The following is a 20151-nucleotide window of genomic DNA, read 5'->3' as shown; positions in this document are numbered from 1 at the left end:
CAACGACTGATTTTATATTAAAGCTCCGTTTACCTCACTATTAGCATTCTGCATTTACAATGTCATCTTTATCCTGCCCATAACTTACCCAAAACCACATCTAATCGCTTTTTTACTGCCAAATCCTCATTGTACGTTACTGCAAATAATGCATTTGTTTATTTTTACTCAACTTGCAATCTTGCGCATTGACTTAACCCTAGGTTTATTGTTATTTTGCTGGTCCCTCCTTAGGGAGGCACAGAAGAGGAGCGTTAACTAGGTAGTAAGCTTGAGGAAGACCAATTCCCATGACAGCTTACGAGGGAGATTAACGCCGAGATACAATAAGATTTGGTTAACTTATTTATCGGTCGCTTAGGTTGAATCCTAGCGATTGTCACCTGTTATTTGGTGGAGAGCTTCTGGTGGTGATTGCTGTTTCCCTTCTTTAAGGGTGCGTTATCTTTGCACCAGGCTCTTCGAACGAAGTTTAGTTCGGAGTGTATTATATGTCGTTAAATCAATTAGTTGTAGCCAAGTTTGGCGGAACCTCTGTTGCTGATTTCTCAGCTATGAGCCGTTGTGCTGATATCGTTTTATCCAATCCTAATACCCGTTTAGTGGTGGTCAGTGCATCTAGCGGTGTAACCAACTTATTAGTTGAACTTACCAGTGCTAATGTCAACGACGAACGTCGTCTAAGCTTGCTTAAACAAGTTGCCCAAATTCAATATCGTATTATTGATGAATTGAGCCAGCCACAGGACATAGCTGCGCAAATTGATAAGCTTTTAAGCCGAATGTCTGTGTTAAGTGAATCATTAATTCTTGATCGCAGTAAAGCAGCGATGGATGAGCTGCTGTCTATGGGAGAGCATTGTTCGTCGGTATTGTTCTCAGCTGTTATCCGTGAAAAAGGCACATCTTCCCAGGCTTTTGATGTACGCCAAGTGCTGCGTACCGATAGTCATTTTGGTCGTGCTGAACCTCAAATTGAACAAATTGCTCATTTATCGGGTGATTTTTTACAACCACTATTAAGCACCAGTATTATTGTTACTCAGGGATTTATTGGGGCCGATGAGCAGGGGCGCACTACAACATTAGGTCGTGGTGGTAGTGATTATTCAGCCGCTTTATTAGCTGAAGCTTTATCTGCCCATGCGGTTGAAATTTGGACCGATGTTGCTGGCATTTATACCACAGACCCACGTTTAGCCCCAAATGCCCGCCCGATTGCTGAAATCAGTTTTAATGAAGCCGCTGAAATGGCCACTTTTGGTGCAAAAGTATTGCATCCAGCAACGATACTTCCAGCTGTTCGCCAGAAAATTCAGGTGTTTGTCGGTTCAAGTAAAGACCCTGAAGCGGGTGGAACCTGGATCCGTCATCAAGTAGAAGATACGCCAGTTTACCGCGCGGTGGCATTACGCCGTGACCAAACCTTATTAAATCTGCATAGCTTGCAAATGCTTCACGCCCAGGGTTTTTTAGCTGAAACCTTTGCTACATTAGCGCGCCATAAAATCTCGGTAGATTTGATCACCACCTCAGAAGTGAACGTGGCGCTAACATTAGATAAAACAGGCTCAGACTCAAGCGGTCAGGGCTTATTAAGTGAATCGTTATTGCAAGAGTTATCACAACATTGCCGGGTAAGAGTGGAAGATAACTTAGCCTTAGTGGCGATTATTGGTAATAGAATTGCTTCTACAGCCGGTATTTGTAGCCGAGTATTTCAAGTATTAGAAAAATACAATGTCCGTATGATATGCCAGGGTGCTAGCCCGCATAACTTATGTGTATTAATTGATGAAACTCAAGCTGCAGACGTTGTTAAAGCATTACATCAAAATCTTTTCGAGTAACCTATGACAAAGCAAATGATGACTAAAGCATTGCGCACATCACTGAATGTAGGTGAACTCGCTGCTGGGCAATCCCTTGAAGTGCCTTTATTCACTTTTAAAGGCATCGACAGCAGCGCACCGACCGTATACGTTCAAGCCAACGTGCACGGTGCTGAAGTGCAAGGTAATGCGGTAATTTATCAACTAATGACCTTGCTAGAAGAGCTTGAGGTTTTAGGGGATATTGTGTGTGCCCCTTTAGCCAACCCGCTGGGTATTAATCAAAAAAGTGGTGAGTTTACCCTAGGCCGATTTGACCCAATAACCGGTGTTAATTGGAACCGTGAGTACTTAGACCATAAAATCGACATAGCCGCCTGGTACAAACAGCATCAAGATTTACCCAATGATGAGCTGATTAAATCGTTTAAGGCAACGCTAATAGAGTCTTGTCACACCAAGCTACAACAGCCTTGGGGCATCACCACAGGCCACCGATTAGCGGTGAGTTTGCAGTCTTTGGCTCATCAAGCCGATATTGTGCTTGATTTACATACAGGGCCAAAATCTTGTAAGCATCTGTATTGTCCTGAGTATGAGCTCGACTCGGCAAAGTTTTTCTCTATTCCCTACAGTTTGATCATTCCGAATAGTTTTGGCGGCGCCATGGATGAGGCTGCATTTTGTCCTTGGTGGCAGCTCACTGATCATGCAGCGAGTAAAGGCCGTCATTTTGATGTGCCAGTAGCAGCGTTTACCCTTGAGCTGGCTAGCCAAGAGCGGATTGATATGGCGGATGCCTTAGTCGATGCTAACGGTATTTTGGCTTATTTAAGCCATCGAGGGGTGATTAAAGAATCTGTGTTACCGGCTGAAATGCCGCGTTATGGCTGTTACCTAAAAGATTATAAAAAATTTCATGCACCGCAATCAGGCATGGTTGAGTATTGCGCTACAGTCGGTGAGCCATTGGCAGCTGGGCAATCTTTAGTCAATATGCTGAGGTTGGATTTATACGGTTCAGACAAAGCGGTTACACCGCTGAGTTTAGATAAAAATTGCGTGCCGATTTTGCACTTTGCTTCGGCGTCTGTGCATCAAGGGACTGAGTTGTATAAAGTGATGACTAATGTATTCGAGCTTTAAGTTTGGTTTTGTTTTGCGGCCAAAACGGCCGAGGTAAGTTGTGGTAATTGACTTGATTCTATAAAAAGAGAGAAGCAACATCGCAGGATTCCATCCTGCACCGTTCAAAAGGAAATCAACAGCAATTCCCTCTTGGAACACCCTGTGCCCCAAACGAAAAATGCTGAAAAACGCATATTTTCGATGCGGATCGATCCAGCTTTTAGCCGTTTTTGTAGTTTGCTTCGCCATTATCAAAAATCCCTATCGCTTCCGATGGGCCGTCCTTGGCCCAACGAAAGCTATCGTGACATCTATGCCATGCTCACGGGTTCTCGGAGTAAAGAGCCTTGATGTCCTCAATTCAAATGAATCATTCAAAGATTCACTAGATTTATCTTCATATTTTGCTTTTGATAGTCGTTACGAGTGAACTAAATCGAAGAGATGAAATTTCAGGTGCAGATGAGCCAGCGAGTATCCAAAACAGGGAGGTTTTGGTTAAGCCCACAGGGACGCTGATTTTAAAATCAAGAACTGGCGTCTCGCTGGATTATCTGCACTAAGGCCTGCGGCAGGCAATTAGTAAACATGAGATATTAGTCTGAATTAACCGACTAAGTAATCCCTCAATTAACTCTTAAGTATCTCTAGTGGCATCCGCAACATATCATCACCTGTACCCGCAATAACCCAAATAATGCCGATTAACGCGCTAACGGTTAGCAAATACCAAATAGCTGAAAAGATCTGTCCATAACGGTCTAGCGGTAACAAATGGCTTTGATGACGACCGCGCCATTCAAAAACAATCTCTAAACTACCAATTAATAATAAAAAACCTAACAAGGCTAAGCCTAAGCTGTAACTAATAAATACCCCAATAGCGGCTCCGGCAACACAGGCGATTAACCCTGTGACGCTATTCATCGAAAAGCTGACACTTTTTAAAATATGGCCACCATCTAATGGCAGAATAGGCAATAGATTAAACAGGTTGAGTAACGCGTTAAAGGCAGCTAAGCCGGCAAAAAAAACATTGCCCGTGACCCAGTAAGCTACCAAGCAAGCGAGAGACAAAAACAAGCCAAATGTGGGCCCCATGATGGAGATGACCACATCTTGCCAGCGGGTGTTAATGCGCTCATCGCTTAATGCTAGACCGCCCATAAAAGGTATGAGATAGATGCCCTTGGTTTTCATGCCAAAGTGCTTCATGGCTCTAATGTGGCCATATTCATGGAATACTAGACAGGCAATTAAGGCGAGGGCGAATTCAATAGAGAATAACCAAGAATAGGCTGCGACACTGGCTCCTGCTAACAAGGCTTTGACCACTTTAGCGCTTTTTAAAAGCTTAAACCCTAGTGACGCTAAACCGACCATACTGATTTTATTAGCTTTAGGTACGGCTAATTCGGGGACTTGTTGTTCAATGTCTTTGGTTGTACGTTGACCTTGGCAGATTTGCTCTTCGTCAACTAACACGCAGTATTCAAGATAAAAAGGCTGCCATTTAACATCGACTTCAAGCCTTACTGGAATCGCATTGGTCTGAATGTTATCAATTATGACATCATCTAGCGCACTATTTTCTAAACCGTCGGTGTTTTGCTTAGCCGATGGAGTTGAGAGTGGGCGGGTTGATTGTGAGGTCAATTCAAACTGATGAATGTGAAACGCTTGGTTATTGGGGGAAGCTGATTTTTGTGACACCAACTGGTTGTCCCAATATAGCTGTTGCCAACCGGCCATTGAGCCTTCTAAACGTAGCCGTTTACCAAGACACTCAATATTTAATAACTCCATGCACACTCTCAAACTTACTCAGTAAAATTGTCGCTATTTTGCCAGAGGCCTGACAATAGCTCAATCAATTGCTCAATCAATCTAGCTTAATCAATCTAATTGCTCAATGATTGCAAAGCCCTGTTGAAAGTTTGAGAAGATTAATTTACTGCTGCAACACTGTCCTTGTAATTGTGCGAATCGCTGCACTATGGTAATAAATTGCTCAAGGCTGATTGGCGTGCTAGATGTTAATGTGTGCTGCTTAATAGATTCGGTCATTAACCAGCATTGTCCTTTGCTATCAATGAGTTTATCTTCAGCAACTAGATTAGCTGCCTCATGATCAAGATATTCTTGCCAGGCTGATTGATCGATAATATAGGCGAGGTCATCGTGTTGATGCAGCAACACGATGGCAGGCCAATTTATAATGGAGCTAATAGGCTTATTAGCTGGTTGCATTAACGACTGTAATCAAAGCTGATTTCTGCATTAATATTTTTGACCGAGCTCGGTCCATGTTCACGCTGAGTGCGGTTTTGAGCATTACCAATATGTAATTCAACATTGGCAAATATGTGTTTCTCAGCGCGAATAAAATATCGGTCGTAATAACCATTTACTTCATTCTTAACTTGCTCAAATTCAATTTCTTCTTTCAAACGTTCTGCAGCAATAAGATTTTTTTGATCTAGCATCATTTTGACTTGTTCAATCATGCCAGCATCGTTTTGCCAGTCTTTTTTGGGCGGAAGCTTGCGTAGTCTTGCTTCAATATCAAGACCTGCTAGCACAAGCTGCTTGACACTCTCATCCAATGCTTTTAACTCTTGCTTCAACTCTTGTTGCTGCATGGCGCAAAATAGTTCAGTTTTAGTCCCGGCGGTAGCCCCAAAAGCAACTGCACGTATCCCTTTTGCTGCGGTGGCTTTACCACCAACAAGATCTCCTCGTCGACCTTGGGCATCACTTACTGTAATAGTACTACCTGAGTGAGAATGACTATGTAAAAGCTGCTTGGTCACCAGAATTTCACCTTCGGCGATGAGATTTGAATATTGAACGAATTGGGCGCAAATCTGCCCTTGGGCATGAATTTTAGTACTGAACTCTTGTTCTTTAATTAAGCGACCAATAATCCCTTTACTGACGATAACATCACCCTCGGCCTCAAGACTGGCTGAGTCAACAAAACCCATTACGGTGATATCACCACTAGATTTTACCTGCATACCTTCATGTACATCACCGGTAATTAATATACTGCCTTTAAAGTTTACATGGCCGTAATTTACATCAACATTTTTAATCTGTAATACATCATCAACCTGCATGCCTTTTTTATTTTCGACCGGTTGACCAGATACCGTGGCAATAAGTTTATTGGGGTCACTAGGATGTAGGGCCGTACCACTACCAGGCGTCATTAACTTATCTTTACCCGGTGTTTGGTTTAATGTATCACCATGCACATTATAGCCAGCCGTACCAGAGGTTGCGGGTTGCTTTACCATCAATACGTCATTGGGTTTTACAGTAACTAATGCACCTAAGTTGCGCATGTCTACGGTACCATCTTCGCGTTCTTGCGGCTGTAATAAGCGTTCCCTGGCGAGTGGTACTTTACGGGTTAAAATTGCATGCTCGCCGTTTATTGCTGCTTTGCCCATGGCAATTTCGCCTTCGCAAGACTCTCCAGGGGGTAAAATATCTAATCTTTGTAGTAACGCCATAATTTTAGGCTTACTTAAGCCCATCTTTATTTTATGGTTTTTAAGATTATTGAGTACATCGGCCAATACAATATCTTTACCACCCCATGCGGAAGTGATTTTCATTGATGCCTGCATTTTATCGTCACTAATGCTGATGCTAATACTGCCATCTTTACGCTCAGCAATAGTGAAAAATAGCTCATGATTTCCCGGTTTTTGGCCACACAGGGCATTCACTTCTTTAACCGCTTTGTCTATCGCAGGCGTGACAGGAAACAGCATGGCAAAATCAGGCTGTTTAAGAAGCTGATTAACATCATCGGTAGAAATAGGGCCGTGAGTATTGGGGATAAGCCGTAATTCTACTTTAGATTTTTCAGCATTAAATGCTGCAACAGAAGGCTCTAACATAATGTCCTTTATTTATTATTTTTATTGGAGTGTTAAAACGAGTTTATATAAAAATCACTATACCTCGAATTTAGCGGAATTTAGCTAAATTATCCAGCATCAAAGTCACAGCTTAATAGACATTGACTTGCTAATGTTGATTTAATGACATGTTATTAAACATCTGTTCGGTAGATTATCGTTTACCGAGCAGATGCTTACTTTGTTAACTGGGTTACATTAACGTGCAATAGGCCTGCTATTGAGTGAATATTTTAATCCGAGTTGAGGTTATTTACTTTTATTACAGTACAGTTTGTACTTATTGTTTTCGGCTGGGACGTTAACTGAGCCGAATGTGTTGGCTATGTTGTCGGCATAGGGTAAGTGTCGATTCGCCACAATTTGCCACACTCCTTTAGCACTCAATCGTGTGGCACTTTGGGTGACAAAAGCATGTGCTATGGCAAATGTTCTATCTAAGCCATCGTGGAACGGGGGATTAGAAATAATCCCGTCGAACTTACCTTCAATTTGGTTAAAACCATCGGAAGGGTAAACCTTAGCTTGCATGTGGTTTGCCGCTAAGGTGAGCTCACATGATGCTAAAGCCATTGCATTGATATCGATACATTCAATATTAAGTTCAGGATATTGCTTGAGTAGCCCGACCGATATTACCCCTGCACCACAACCAAAATCTAATACTCGACCACTCAGTTTAGGTAAGTTAGACAGTAATAATTCAGTACCTAGGTCCAGTTTTTTCTCGCTAAAAACACCGACTAAATTACAAATGATAATGTCACCCTGGGGGGTGTCGACTGTGTATTGTGTCATCCAGTCAGTTAATTTTAACGGTGCTACGTCTTGTGTTAGATATGCACGGTATAGCAAGCTGTGACGGGCATTGTCTATCTTAACTGCTGAACTAAAAGCGTCAGGTAATAGTTTATCTACCGATTTTATGCCGCCCTTGTTTTCACCCACAACCAGCAGTAATCCTTCTTCGACAAGATGGCTGGCTGCTAAGGCAAATAAGTATTCCGCTAATGGCTTAGCTTTAGGGAAATAGACAATCACACAATCAAACTTTTCCAACTGCTGCGCGTCTGGCAACTTAGGGGCAAAGTAACAGCGTAAACGGTCATTTTCATAAGGTGATAGGGTTAAGTGGTGATTATAATCCAACGCCAATGCAGTCACGTTTTTGGCGTTCTCAATACATTGATGCGCTAAGGTATCGGACTCATAATTGAGGATAAGAATATTAAGGCCTGCAAATTCGTGATGGTTTCTTAATAATAATTGAGATGGATTAGTTAACACATTGACCTACTATCATTTGTATAATTAAAAAATTAAAGCGACTAATGTCGCTTTAATATATTGAGCTAGCCAAGGTTGAAATATCGGCTTAGCTAATCGTTAATAGTGCTTTACTGAGCTGAGCTTGGTAATAAGCTGAATATTTTATTGGCTATATCAGTATTGTCCTGATGGCCTGAAAATAGCTTAGCACCAGGGCCTGAAGCAAAAACTTGCACGTCATCACCAGTGTGGCCCAGAGTTGTCCAGCCGGTATTTGAATAAACATCAATTAACTTACGCAGTGATATTGCCATGGCTTCATTGCCTTGCATCCGTGCGTTGTTGAGTAATGTAAACTCTTGACTATTTGGCTCAAAACCTAATTGCTTAGTGACAATCGTTTGCCATGCTTGTGCTGCAATAGCCTTTGCAGCAATTACATCAGGGCTGGCTTTTACTTTATGTAGCACCGCCGGTTTCCAAACATATTCATCATTAGCACCAACAGACAGTCCGCCGGTATTATGATCGGCGGTGATTATCATTAAGGTATCTTTTTGCTGACGAACAAACTGTTCAACAATTTCAATGCTGTGGGCAAAACCATCCATTTCGGCCATCGCGGTTGCGATATCGTTGCTGTGTCCAGCCCAATCAATCAAACTGCCTTCGATTAACAGCACAAAACCATTTGGGTTTTGCGACAGTAATTCAAGTGACTTTTGGGTCAGCGCGCCTAAATGGTGTGCTTGCTTAGTATCAATAACCCAAGGTAATTGAACATCTGCAAATAAGCCTAATACTTTAGGTGAGCTGAGTGTATTTAACTGACTAAACTCAGTAATATGCTGATAACCTTTGGCCGTAAACTGGCTAAGTAGCTCGGCTGAAAAGTAGCGTTGTCCGCCACCCAAAATGACATCCGCGTCAGTATCAAGGTAGCTTTGTGCTATTTCAATATAGTTTTTACGGCTTTCATTATGGGTTAAAAACGCCGCGGGAGTCGCGTGGTTAACTTGTGAACTAACGGCTATACCAGTAGATAAGCCCAGTGTTTTAGCTTTCTCAAGCAAGGTGGTTAAGGGTCTTTTCTCGACATCAACACTAATAGCACCGTTATAGCTTTTTATGCCGGTTGATAAGGCTGTTGCTGACGCGGCAGAGTCTGTGACATAACCACTTACGGTAGCGGGGTAAGTACTTGCCATACCCACTAATAGTCTATCGAATACCGTTTGCTCAACTTCTTCTGTTTCAGGGTTATCTTTATAATAGCGGTAGGCTGATGTGTAAGCAGGTCCCATGCCATCACCAATCATCACAATAATATTTTTAGGACGTGATTGTGAAATGTTTTGGCTGCTATTTGCCATCGCTATCGCTGCTGGCGTGCTCACTTGAGCTTGGGGATCGCTAACGATATTGGCTTCATTGGCTAATGCGCTTGTGGCGACAAGGTTAGTCAAAGCAAACAAAAATACGCTAGCAAATCCACGATAAGTGTTTAAAAACAGCATGAAATTTCCTGATTATTGAGCTGGGTTAACACGTGCCTCGATGGCATCCATCAACATACCTGTAATATCAACGTCAAATGCCGCTTCAATTTCACGGATACACGTTGGGCTAGTGACATTAATTTCGGTGAGTTTATCACCAATTACATCTAAACCGACAAAAATTAAGCCACGTTTTTTTAACTCAGGGCCGATAGCTCGGGCAATTTTCCAATCACTTTCAGATAAAGGTTGAGCCACACCGCGTCCACCTGCCGCTAAATTGCCACGGGTTTCGCCTTTCATCGGAATGCGGGCTAATGAATAGGGTACTGGCTCGCCATCGACAACTAAAATACGTTTGTCGCCTAAGGTGATCTCTGGAATAAACGCCTGTGCCATCGCATATTGCTGACCGTAGTTGGTTAAGGTTTCAATAATCACCCCTACGTTAGGGTCATCTTTTTTGATCCTAAAAATAGAGCTGCCACCCATACCGTCTAACGGTTTGATAATGATATCTGACTTTTGCTGGTGGAACGCACGAATACGTTGAGCGTCACGGGTAACTACCGTTTCAGGGGTAAATTCAGAAAACCAGGCGGTAAATAGCTTTTCATTAGCATCACGTAAACTTTGCGGCTTATTGACGATTAATGTGCCTTCTTCTTCAGCACGTTCAAGCATATAAGTGGCGTAAATAAACTCGGTATCAAATGGCGGGTCCTTACGCATTAAAATGACGTCTAAATCAGCTAACGGTGTATCAATCGCCTCACCTAGCTCAAACCATTTAGCGGCATCATTGATCACGGTTAGTGATCGCATATTGCCCATAGCTCGACCATTTACCATAGCGAGATCTTTCATTTCTAAATAAAACAGCTGATAGCCACGGGATTGCGCCGCAAGTAGCATAGCAAAGCTTGAGTCTTTTTTGATATTAATGTCGCTAATGGGGTCCATCACGATGCCGAGTTTAATCATGTTGATATCCTTAAAGTGTCAATATGTGATAGCGGTTTGCAGTATATTGCATTAACCGATATCACCAAATTTGAGTTGTAATGCTGTTATCGCGGTCAGTGCAGCCGTTTCAGTGCGTAGCACGCGTGGGCCTAGCAATACGTCGGTAAAAGTAAATTGTTCAGTCATGGTGATTTCTTGATCTGACAAGCCGCCTTCTGGGCCAATTAGCAAGCGTACTTTATTCTTTTGGCCTAATTGGCTTAAGCCGTTAATACCGTGAGCCGCACGCGGATGTAAATTCAGCTTTAATGCTTGGGTTTGCTCCTGGCACCAATCCATTAATTCCATTGCGGGCCTAATTTTAGGCACCACACTGCGGCCAGATTGCTCACACGCACTGATGACAATTTTTTGCCATTGTTGAATTTTTTTATCTAATCTTTCGCCATTAAGCTTAACACCACAACGCTCAGAAAATAGCGGTGTAATGGTAGTGACACCCAGTTCTACTGATTTCTGAATGGTAAACTCCATGCGATCGCCGCGCGAGATCACCTGGCCTAAATGCAAATCTAAAGGTGATTCAGATTGATTCTCTGTAGCAGATAAGACCTTAACAGAGACGTTTTTCTTACTCGATTGAGTTATTTCGGCTAAATAGTCATTGCCATCACCACAAAAAAGACTGATTTGATCGCCTTCACCCATGCGCAATACTTTGCCAATGTGGGCTGCACCATCTTCATCTAAAGCAACGATTTGATCGACATTAAGTGAATCAATCGCTTGGTAAATCCTTGGGATTCTCATGGGTAGTGGTATCCGATCTTGTGTTATTGGCTTAACCCTAGATTCTGACATTGTTTTTGCACAAAATCATTATGATTACCTTGGGATTTGGCAATTAACTTATCACGTTTACATTCTGTTTTATCTACCGGATAACTTTTATCCCAGGCTTGAAATAATTGGCGCTGGCTAGATGAAATCTGTAATGCATAGGTTTGCTGCATATAAAAATAGGTTCTGGCTATCGCGCCACGGCTGCGAGCAGGCGGTTGAGCCTTACGGCCTTTAAAATCGATAATCATTTCACATTGACCGTATTGACCCGCTTTACCATTCCACTGGCTAAAACGGAAGTTACTGCGATCGCCATTGACCTCGCCAATTGCTGGGGTGAGGTTATGTAAGTCTGATTCCATTTTTTTAAACTGTGGGCTAGTTTTACCGCAGTTTTTACGGCCACCTTGCTGCCAACATTGTAGCTGGTGACCAAACTCCCAAGCCGGAACGACATGCTCCCACTCAATCCGGTTGGCGCGAATTTGCTGTTTACGGACTTGATAACCACAACTTTGATGTTCAGGCTGCCAAACTTTACCTGCGATGGCGATGTCACAACCACAATAAAAGCTCTTAAGCGGCAAGTTGTCCTGATAAATAGTGCGAATAATACGTTTAGCTTGACTGAAGTTAGTCGGGTGCTCCGCCGCTGCAGTAGTTAAAGGCAGTAAAGATGCACACAACAATGTGCAAAGTGCGAATAATCGCATTTTGATGGGGGGATAAAACATGATAGCGCGAACCTTAATATGATCAATATTGCAGACTAAAGCTGTTATGAAAACTGGCCTTGCCTGTCATTTTGGCGAAATGGTAAGGGATACTTTCGACTGATGCAATGATAGGGATGAAATCTGTTTGATGCTGTGGTTCTTGTTTACTACCTTGGCGCTTGTTCGTTATAGGTGAGGTAAGCAGTAAGTTTGCATTACGATTGTGAGAGCGGTGTATTTCGCAAGGTATGCTGACAGGACTTACAGCGATACTGGGTTTTACCCTTTAGCACATTGTTATGGCGTCGCACGCTAAGTTGCACGCTGCCACAACCGCAAAAATACTCGAATTGCTTGCCTCGTACCGACTGTGTATCAAGCTGGTGAGTGGTTTTTGGGACGCGGTTAAAAACCTTTCGCATAATAGTTTGCCATTCAGCCCCGTGGGGTTTAACTCGGCCAAATAGTTGAAAACTGAGTAAGTGGCTGATTTCATGGGGCACCACATCGTCAATAAATATAGCTGTGTTCTCATCAAGTAATATCGGATTAAAGCGCAGTTTATTGAGTTGCAAGTGAGCTGTACCAGCACTTTTACCCCTTAAGGTAAATTGAACCAATGGACGCGGAAACGTTTGCTTAAAATAGTGCTCAGCCAATTGATAATCAATTTCAATTTTATCGATAACACTTTGCTGAATCTCGCTAATATTCTTAGGATGAACAATGTGTGTGTGAGTGAAAGCTTGCTGGTTTGAATAAGCTAAGCTCACTTTGGGTTTTGCAGTAAGCGAATTAACGCTAAGGCCCAGTTTTTGAGCCATAGTGTGTAAATGCTGGTACAAACGTTGTGACAAGGTAATACCTTTAAATAAGTGGGCTGAACAAGCTGAGTTAAATTGTACTCGTTTAAACGATAAACCGTTAAATAACGTTAACTAGAAAAGTTATAGGCTTGCCGCCGCGGCTGTAATCATCACTTTAATTTGCTCGACAATGTCATGCTCAGCCTGTGAATCATAACCCTTTACCTTAGGTGTGTGTATATGACCAACAGGAATGTTACGACCAAATTGTTGCATCAATAAGATGCTACGATAAGAGATTTCATTAGAAAGGTAGCCACCACCAGATCCTTCTACAGACGTTTCATTTTGTAGTTCATTAAGCGACTTTGCTTCAAACTGGCCACGGTCAATGGTGCTAACCTGGTGATTGTCATTCACTTGCCAATGACCTTTTTCTTTTTGCATCGCCGCTATCGGCAGTGAAAACTCGACAAACTCAGGGCCAGTTAAAGGTTGGTTATTTAGCATTGGTGGCAATGGGTTAGTTTTAGAGGCGCCAGTTAAGACATTAAGGTTATCAGGTGCGTCAGCGCTGCGATTTCGAGCCGGAAAACGTTCGATATCAAATTGTTCACGGCCCATGCTAACAGTGAAAATCATATCAACGCTGTTATCGCGGTAAATAGGTGTGAGTAAAGATTCAATTATCCCCTTGTCAAAATCAGCAAAACGTACCGGGATCATGACTGTTTCTATTTGAGCTATTTTACCGTCGATATTGAATTGATAACCATCTAAGGCTAATGCGGTGACTCCTGAAGGATTACTTTGACCAATATCTTTATCGAGGAAGAAAGGGTCGAACCCTGTCAGTAAAATTTTAATACGTGTATCAGTTTTAAAATGAATATCACTAAAACCACGTGACGTTTTTTCAATCGCGCTGACCAAAATTTCACGCTGCCAAGGCGCAATGTTATAACCGACTCTTTGTGTTTTAAGGCTTTCACGCATCATCAGTCGGCTCCAATATAAAGCGCGATCATCCGTATGGCCTGATTGTACGTCTTTTACAGCCTGCAGCCATAAACGATGCCCTTCGTTAGCGACCATTTGAGTAATAGCTAGTTCATCGGTTGCACTGGACAGTTTATTGTTAAGGCCTTCGGTGACGTCCTGATAGCGGTCGACAATACGTGGCATGGTTTTACTGGCCAAAGGTAAGCGCAGCTCTTCTACATCTTTAGTTAACGTGTTTGCTTGAGCCATAGTAGCAGTGGCCATTAAAGCCAAACTAGAAAGCATAAGTAGGCGTGTTGATAGCATCTTGGCAGTCCTCGAGAAGCTGATAGCGACGAATATTATTGATAATCTCGTCATTAATGACTTGGTTATACCATAAAAACTGCCCTTATTGGCAAAGGGGTTTATGGATTAACTCCAGCTTATATAACTTATGCTTTATTTCATTATTGCGCTTAATGATTCTTGATTGCTGTAACGCTTAGCAATAAAGTCCAAAAAGGCACTGATATTTGAGGCTAATTGTCGCCTGCTTGAATATACGCCATACACTTTAATAGAATCCATTGGCCATTCTTGCAATATAGGCACTAAATTGCCTGAGGCGATTTCTTGCTTGCAACTGGTATTGGATAATAAGGCAATGCCAAAATCATCTAAGGCAAAGCGTTTAACCATTTTTGCACTGTTAACCCGTACTTTACGTTGAAAGGTGGCCATAAACTTACGGTTGCCTTTGCCTACCGACCAAATCGGCGCTGATAAACTCGTGCCTAATAATATGCCCTGGTGCTGATTGAGTTCTTGCGGTGAAGCGGGGACGCCATGTTTTTTAATATAATTTGGGCTGGCGACTAAAATCGGTTGTCTTTCAAATAATAATCTGGCAACTAAATCAGAAGACTGTAAAGGACCGTACTTAATGGCAATATCATAACCTTCACCCACTAGGCCAATGTCGCTGTCGGTAAACTGAATATCTAACTCTATATTGGGGTAAAGTCGCATAAAACTAGAGCATAAGTGACCAATTACTTCTTGTGAGAAAGACACTGGAATGGCAATTCTTAATGAACCAGAAATATCATTATGGGTGTTTTCTATGATGGCATTGGCGGCTTCAATTTCTTGGCTAATGGTTTCACAATGCTGAAAATATAGCGCGCCAACTTGGGTTAAGCTGATATTTCGGGTGTTACGTTGCAGTAAACGCACCCCTAATTCTTCCTCAAGTTGAGCAACTTTACGGCTAATTGTTGATTTAGCTTGTCCGATGTCTCGTGCAGCTTGAGAGAATCCGTTAGCCCTTACTACCGCTGCAAACAGCATCATACCGTTCAAATCCGGCATATTACCCTCACTGTCTCATTTATGGAACAAAGCGTCCAAGGTAGTTTATATGGTAATTAGCCTATTAACAAAGTTATATTTACGGGCTAAAAATTTCAGAGGCTAACGACGCAGAGGATCTAAGGATGACCAGCAAAAAGCAGCCCGCTAACAAGACTAAAGTACTATCAGCGGATCCATTATTTTTACAAGCTGAACACCTGGCTAAAGATTTTTCGTTATTTCCTGCCCATAGTAAGCAGAGTTTATCGGAAGAAGTTAAAGGGTTATTAACTGAAGATGCGATTCAAGCAAACTTAAAAGGTTTGGCGTCTTTGGATGTTGACGGCTACGTCAATAAAGTTATTTTACCGTCGCAAGACAAAAATCGCCCTGGCGCGAAACGCATGATTGCCGATTTAAAAGGTAAAATCATAGCAGAAAGCCATCTAGGATCATTCTACCGTGCTGAAGTTGAGTTAAACTTCGGCACTCGAACTCGCCGAATTGGTTTTGTTGCCCAAGAGCGCAGCACTGCTAACGGTGCTTGGATGCCTGAGCACCATTTAGCGGCCTGCAAAGCGATCCGTCACTTTGCTGAATTATCAATGCCTATTATTTACCTTATCGACACACCAGGTGCCGATGCGGGTGAAATCGCCAATAGTCAAAACCAGGCACATACTATTTCTAAAGCCATTGCAGAAAGCGCCAACGTTGATGTACCTACAGTGGGTATTGTGATTGGTGCAGGTTACTCTGGTGGTGCTATTCCACTGGCTGCAGCTAACATTTTGTTGTCTATCCGTGATGGTATTTTTAATACTATCCAACCGCAAGGTTTACAAAGCATTGCACGTAAGTACAACTTGTCTTGGCAGGAATGTGCTAAGTCTGTGGGGGTATCGCCTGAAGAGCTTTATACCGCAGGTTGTATCGACGGTATTATCGATTTCACCCCAAGCGATAAAGATGAGCGCCAACATAACTTACGTCGTGCCATTATTAGTTCAATTGAAGCGGTTGAGCGTGCGGCAGTGAACTTTGTGCGTGAGTCTGACGATTTAAAAGAACATTATGATCGCAGTTTACAGCGTTTCTTAGCACCGTCTAAGAATCTCGTTACCCTTGAAAATAATACCGGTTTGGCTGTGGCAAGCAACCCGACCATGCACCACAATATTTTTGGTAGTGCATACCGATATTTACGTTACCTGACCTTGCGCAGCCGTATCCATTCTATCTCGCTTGAGCAGTATGGTCGTTTATCAAAAGTGAGCGTACCAGAAGGTGATTTGCTTGAACGTATCAAGCAAGAGCAAGAGCGTGTGTTCCAAGCTTGGTTAACAAACCCTGATAAGCTGGTTTACGATGAAGACCTTAATAAGTTATGGGGCAATTTCTCGACTAAACGCAGTGAGGTGTCTACTGAGCGTAACGTCATTACTCGCTTTATTTTGGGTGAGCCGAAAGAGAACTATAAAAAAGCACGTAAGGCATTAATTTTTAACCTCGCCTGGTCTTTATTCCACCGTTGGAAAGGTAACGCAGCTAACAACTTTAAAGGCTTAATTCAGCATTTAGAGTCATTACCAAAATCAGCAACGCAAGCCGCATGGCCTGAGCTAAATCAACTGACCGTATTAGATGTAGTGGTTAATGATGAACTTCGTGAAGATTTTATTTGGCACTGTCACAATATTCTGATCTTTAACGCTTTGTATGACAACGTTGTAGGCAGCTTAGCGTCTATTTCGAAAGAAGCGATGATGTCGAAAAGCTTGGCGCGTGCATCAGTTGATAAATTACTGCATAAATCAATTGATAATGCACTTTCAACTAATGATGAAGCCAATGACAAAGCCAAGTTCTACAAATGGCTTAAATACTTTATGGCACAATCAAACCGTGCTGAATTGTTAACCCGTGTAGAACAATGGAAAAGTGTCGGTTTCCCACAACTTAACGATTCATTATTCGTTATCTTGACTTATTTCTTTGAGCGTTTATTACCAGAATACTTCGACAGTGAAGATGAGCACGATAAATACACAGGGACAATCAACCCTGTACGTATTGGTCGTCGTAAAGATTTCTGGAACCGTTTGACCATGGGTTATCAAGATTTGTTAATCCAGAAGGTCCTTCGTGAAGAGAAGCAAAAAGGCAAAATGGGTTGGGAGAATGTGGTTGCCAAATTCTTTACTCAGTTTGACGAAATTAATGCAGACAAAATGTCGGCTAACTTGCTTAACTTCCCTGGGTTCCGTTTATCGATTGAAGATGCCATTGATAAGAAAATTCGCCCATGTGGTTTGATAACAGGTCTTGCTGATTTTAAGCACGAAGGTAAAAAACTACGCGTGGGTGTGGCAGTATCAAATATCGCCTTCCAAGCGGGTGCATTTGATATGGCCAGCGCTGAGAAGTTTAGTGCGCTATTAATTGAATGTGCCAAGCGTAAACTTCCGGTTATCTGTTTTATTAGCTCTGGTGGTATGCAAACCAAAGAAGGCGCAGCGGCGCTATTCTCAATGGCTGTAGTAAACGATCGTATCACTCGTTTTATTCGTGATAACGAATTACCGGTATTGATGTTTGGTTTTGGTGACTGTACCGGTGGCGCACAGGCGAGTTTTGTAACGCATCCTTTAGTACAAACTTACTATTTGTCTGGCACAAATATGCCATTTGCAGGCCAAATGGTGGTACCAGCATATTTGCCGTCTACCGCGACACTGTCGAATTACTTGTCGAAAGTGCCAGGTGCAATGACGGGCTTAGTGTACAACCCATTTAGCGACACGTTAGACGGTTTGTTGACGGGTATTGATCCATTAATGCCACTGCCAACAGCACGTATTGAAGACGTTATTGGTCAAGCCTTATCAACATTGGTGCCTGAGGTGGTTGAGGTTGAAGAAGTTATTCTTCAAAATGATCCCCGTGCATTAATGAAGCCTATCAACACAGTGCTTATTCATGCCCGTGGTTGTACAGCGGTTAAGTTAATTCGCAAAGCCCATGATAATAATATCAACGTGGTATTAGTTGCATCCGATCCAGATATGACTTCTGTACCAGCGGATATGCTAAAAGAGACCGATAAACTGGTTTGTATTGGTGGTAATACCTCTGATGAAAGTTACTTAAACGCTTATTCAGTGTTAAGAGTGGCTGACTACGAAGATGTTGATGCGCTTCACCCAGGTATTGGTTTCTTATCAGAAAGCCCGCAATTTGCTGCATTGTGTGTGAATAATGGTGTCAACTTTGTTGGCCCAAGTGTGCATTCCATGACCACTATGGGTAATAAGTCTAACGCGATTCATACCTCTCAAGCACAAAATGTCCCAGTGGTTCCTGGCAGCCACGGTATTTTGACTAATGCTGAGCAAGCCGTAAATGTGGCAATTGAAATTGGTTATCCTGTACTACTTAAAGCAGTACAAGGTGGTGGTGGTAAAGGTATTCAGGTGGTTAAACGCGCCGAGGATATGATTGGTTTATTCCAAAAAACGGCTACAGAAGCCGCAGCTGCATTTGGTAATGGCGACTTGTATTTAGAGAAGTATGTCACCTCGTTACGTCATATCGAAGTCCAATTGCTACGTGATAAATTCGGTAATACCAAGGTATTAGGTATTCGCGATTGTTCTGTGCAACGTAATAACCAGAAAGTGATTGAAGAGTCTGGTTCAACTATGTTGCCAGAAGAGCTTAAGCAACGCGTGATGGAATATACTCGTGCATTGGGTGTCGCAACTGATTATATGGGCGCCGGTACTGTTGAGTTTATTTATAACTTAGATGCCAATGAAGTGTACTTCATGGAAATGAATACACGTCTGCAAGTTGAACATCCTGTTACTGAAGCCACTTCAGGTATTGATATCGTTAGTGCACAGTTTGATATCGCCGCAGGTCGTTCAATTGAAAACCTTCAGCCTGTTGATCAAGGCTATGCGATGGAAGTACGTGTGACGGCCGAGAAAGCCGCCTTAGACAGTCATGGTATTCTGCAGCTATTACCTAACCCAGGTATGATCACTGAATGTATAATGCCAAAGCGTGATGATGTGGAGCTGATTTCGATTGCTGAAGCCGGTAAAGAAATATCACCATACTATGACAGTTTAATCGCGCAGATCATTATTCGTGGTATCGATCGTGAAGATGTTATCAAGAAAATGTATGAGTATTTAGATACAGTAGTGATTAAAGGTATTGCGACCAACATTCCGTTGTTGAAGCGTATTCTTAAAGATCGCACTTTCAATGAAGGCGTATACGACACTAACTACTTACCACGCTTAATGGCTGAGCTAGATATTCCAGAGCTTATTGCGGAAATGGAAGCTGCGGCAGAAAACGTTAAAGTAGATACTGAGTCGTTACGTGTTGGTGAAAGTAATGAGCTGAAAGTATTGGCACAGGGCGCAGGTATTTTCTACACTTCACCAGCACCGGGTGAAGCTGATTTTGTTAAAGAAGGCGACATAGTGACTGTGGATCAAACATTAGCCTTAACAGAGGCTATGAAGATGTTCTCGCAAGTCACATTAGCAGGCTTTAACCGTCAAGATGCAGTTTTGTATCCTGAAGATCAGACATACCGTATAGAGCGTATTTTAAACAGTAACGGTCAACAAGTTTCACAAAATGACCTATTGTTTGTTATCTCACCGGTTGACGCATAACGGCTTAGCTAACTGATATAAGTTAATCTTGTAAGGCAGATAAAAATACCCGCCAAGTGCGGGTATTTTTTTGTTTAAATCAACTCTATTTTTCAATAAAAAATATCTTAATTGGCTTTAAGG

Annotated in this window: 14 protein-coding genes and 1 riboswitch; of the genes, 3 read left to right on the top strand and 11 right to left on the bottom strand. The window is 42.3% G+C overall.

Translation table 11 applies throughout. The features are described from left to right. Positions 1 to 236 precede the first annotated feature (236 nt). Positions 237 to 412: riboswitch (Lysine riboswitch) on the top strand. 79 nt (positions 413 to 491) lie between these two features. Both lysC and ACRWQM_RS15305 read left to right on the top strand, forming a co-directional pair. Beyond that, positions 492 to 1850, top strand: a complete 1359-nt coding sequence (gene lysC / locus ACRWQM_RS15310) for a lysine-sensitive aspartokinase 3 (protein ID WP_434928220.1) — start codon at positions 492 to 494, stop codon at positions 1848 to 1850. A 3-nt stretch (positions 1851 to 1853) separates the two neighbouring features. Beyond that, positions 1854 to 2978, top strand: coding sequence for a succinylglutamate desuccinylase/aspartoacylase family protein (locus ACRWQM_RS15305; protein WP_434930537.1), 1125 nt, complete (start codon positions 1854 to 1856; stop codon positions 2976 to 2978). 612 nt (positions 2979 to 3590) lie between these two features. Here ACRWQM_RS15305 and ACRWQM_RS15300 read toward each other — a convergent pair. The 11 genes from ACRWQM_RS15300 to ACRWQM_RS15250 form a co-directional block, all read right to left on the bottom strand. Then, positions 3591 to 4766: a site-2 protease family protein gene (locus tag ACRWQM_RS15300; RefSeq protein WP_434930536.1), complete on the bottom strand. Its 1176-nt coding sequence runs from the start codon at positions 4764 to 4766 to the stop codon at positions 3591 to 3593. Between the two features lie 90 nt (positions 4767 to 4856). Continuing rightward, positions 4857 to 5210: a DUF4144 family protein gene (locus ACRWQM_RS15295; RefSeq protein WP_434930535.1), complete on the bottom strand. Its 354-nt coding sequence runs from the start codon at positions 5208 to 5210 to the stop codon at positions 4857 to 4859. Then, a complete protein-coding gene (locus ACRWQM_RS15290) occupies positions 5210 to 6874 on the bottom strand; it encodes a DUF342 domain-containing protein (RefSeq protein WP_434930534.1) in 1665 nt (554 codons plus the stop codon). The genes ACRWQM_RS15295 and ACRWQM_RS15290 overlap by 1 nt, the downstream gene beginning before the upstream one ends. A 270-nt stretch (positions 6875 to 7144) precedes the next feature. Further along, entirely contained in the window at positions 7145 to 8182 is a 1038-nt protein-coding gene (locus tag ACRWQM_RS15285) for a methyltransferase (RefSeq protein WP_434930533.1), read from the bottom strand. 110 nt (positions 8183 to 8292) lie between these two features. Then, the gene (locus tag ACRWQM_RS15280; RefSeq protein ID WP_434932043.1) at positions 8293 to 9537 is read right to left on the bottom strand and encodes an alkaline phosphatase; all 1245 of its coding nucleotides are present in this window, start codon (positions 9535 to 9537) and stop codon (positions 8293 to 8295) included. A 156-nt stretch (positions 9538 to 9693) separates the two neighbouring features. Further along, complete coding sequence (gene gshB / locus ACRWQM_RS15275; protein WP_434930532.1) at positions 9694 to 10647, bottom strand: glutathione synthase; 954 nt, start codon at positions 10645 to 10647, stop codon at positions 9694 to 9696. A gap of 51 nt (positions 10648 to 10698) precedes the next feature. Then, positions 10699 to 11439, bottom strand: a complete 741-nt coding sequence (gene rsmE, locus ACRWQM_RS15270) for a 16S rRNA (uracil(1498)-N(3))-methyltransferase (RefSeq protein WP_434930531.1) — start codon at positions 11437 to 11439, stop codon at positions 10699 to 10701. A 23-nt stretch (positions 11440 to 11462) separates the two neighbouring features. Beyond that, positions 11463 to 12206, bottom strand: coding sequence for an endonuclease (locus ACRWQM_RS15265; protein ID WP_434930530.1), 744 nt, complete (start codon positions 12204 to 12206; stop codon positions 11463 to 11465). 197 nt (positions 12207 to 12403) lie between these two features. Then, positions 12404 to 13045, bottom strand: coding sequence for a SprT family zinc-dependent metalloprotease (locus ACRWQM_RS15260; RefSeq protein ID WP_434930529.1), 642 nt, complete (start codon positions 13043 to 13045; stop codon positions 12404 to 12406). Positions 13046 to 13135: 90 nt separating this feature from the next. After that, positions 13136 to 14302, bottom strand: coding sequence for a hypothetical protein (locus ACRWQM_RS15255; protein ID WP_434930528.1), 1167 nt, complete (start codon positions 14300 to 14302; stop codon positions 13136 to 13138). A gap of 135 nt (positions 14303 to 14437) precedes the next feature. Continuing rightward, positions 14438 to 15349 carry a LysR family transcriptional regulator gene (locus ACRWQM_RS15250; RefSeq protein ID WP_434928239.1) on the bottom strand — a complete coding sequence of 304 codons (912 nt, stop codon included), beginning with the start codon at positions 15347 to 15349 and terminating at the stop codon, positions 14438 to 14440. A gap of 125 nt (positions 15350 to 15474) precedes the next feature. Here ACRWQM_RS15250 and ACRWQM_RS15245 point away from each other — a divergent pair, with 125 nt between their 5' ends. Then, complete coding sequence (locus ACRWQM_RS15245; RefSeq protein WP_434930527.1) at positions 15475 to 20028, top strand: biotin carboxylase N-terminal domain-containing protein; 4554 nt, start codon at positions 15475 to 15477, stop codon at positions 20026 to 20028. The last annotated feature ends 123 nt before the right edge of the window (positions 20029 to 20151 follow it).

Origin of the sequence: Shewanella sp. HL-SH5, assembly GCF_051163755.1 — a bacterium.
GTDB classification, from domain to species: domain Bacteria; phylum Pseudomonadota; class Gammaproteobacteria; order Enterobacterales; family Shewanellaceae; genus Shewanella; species Shewanella glacialimarina.
This window is presented reverse-complemented; position numbering and strand designations above follow the sequence as displayed.

Coding starts and splice junctions, on each gene's coding strand:
- lysC (WP_434928220.1), top strand. CDS start 492: ATGTCGTTAAATCAATTAGTTGTAGCCAAGTTTGGCGGAACCTCTGTT.
- ACRWQM_RS15305 (WP_434930537.1), top strand. CDS start 1,854: ATGACAAAGCAAATGATGACTAAAGCATTGCGCACATCACTGAATGTA.
- ACRWQM_RS15300 (WP_434930536.1), bottom strand. CDS start 4,766: ATGGAGTTATTAAATATTGAGTGTCTTGGTAAACGGCTACGTTTAGAA.
- ACRWQM_RS15295 (WP_434930535.1), bottom strand. CDS start 5,210: ATGCAACCAGCTAATAAGCCTATTAGCTCCATTATAAATTGGCCTGCC.
- ACRWQM_RS15290 (WP_434930534.1), bottom strand. CDS start 6,874: ATGTTAGAGCCTTCTGTTGCAGCATTTAATGCTGAAAAATCTAAAGTA.
- ACRWQM_RS15280 (WP_434932043.1), bottom strand. CDS start 9,537: ATGGCAAATAGCAGCCAAAACATTTCACAATCACGTCCTAAAAATATT.
- gshB (WP_434930532.1), bottom strand. CDS start 10,647: ATGATTAAACTCGGCATCGTGATGGACCCCATTAGCGACATTAATATC.
- rsmE (WP_434930531.1), bottom strand. CDS start 11,439: ATGAGAATCCCAAGGATTTACCAAGCGATTGATTCACTTAATGTCGAT.
- ACRWQM_RS15265 (WP_434930530.1), bottom strand. CDS start 12,206: ATGTTTTATCCCCCCATCAAAATGCGATTATTCGCACTTTGCACATTG.
- ACRWQM_RS15255 (WP_434930528.1), bottom strand. CDS start 14,302: ATGCTATCAACACGCCTACTTATGCTTTCTAGTTTGGCTTTAATGGCC.
- ACRWQM_RS15250 (WP_434928239.1), bottom strand. CDS start 15,349: ATGCCGGATTTGAACGGTATGATGCTGTTTGCAGCGGTAGTAAGGGCT.
- ACRWQM_RS15245 (WP_434930527.1), top strand. CDS start 15,475: ATGACCAGCAAAAAGCAGCCCGCTAACAAGACTAAAGTACTATCAGCG.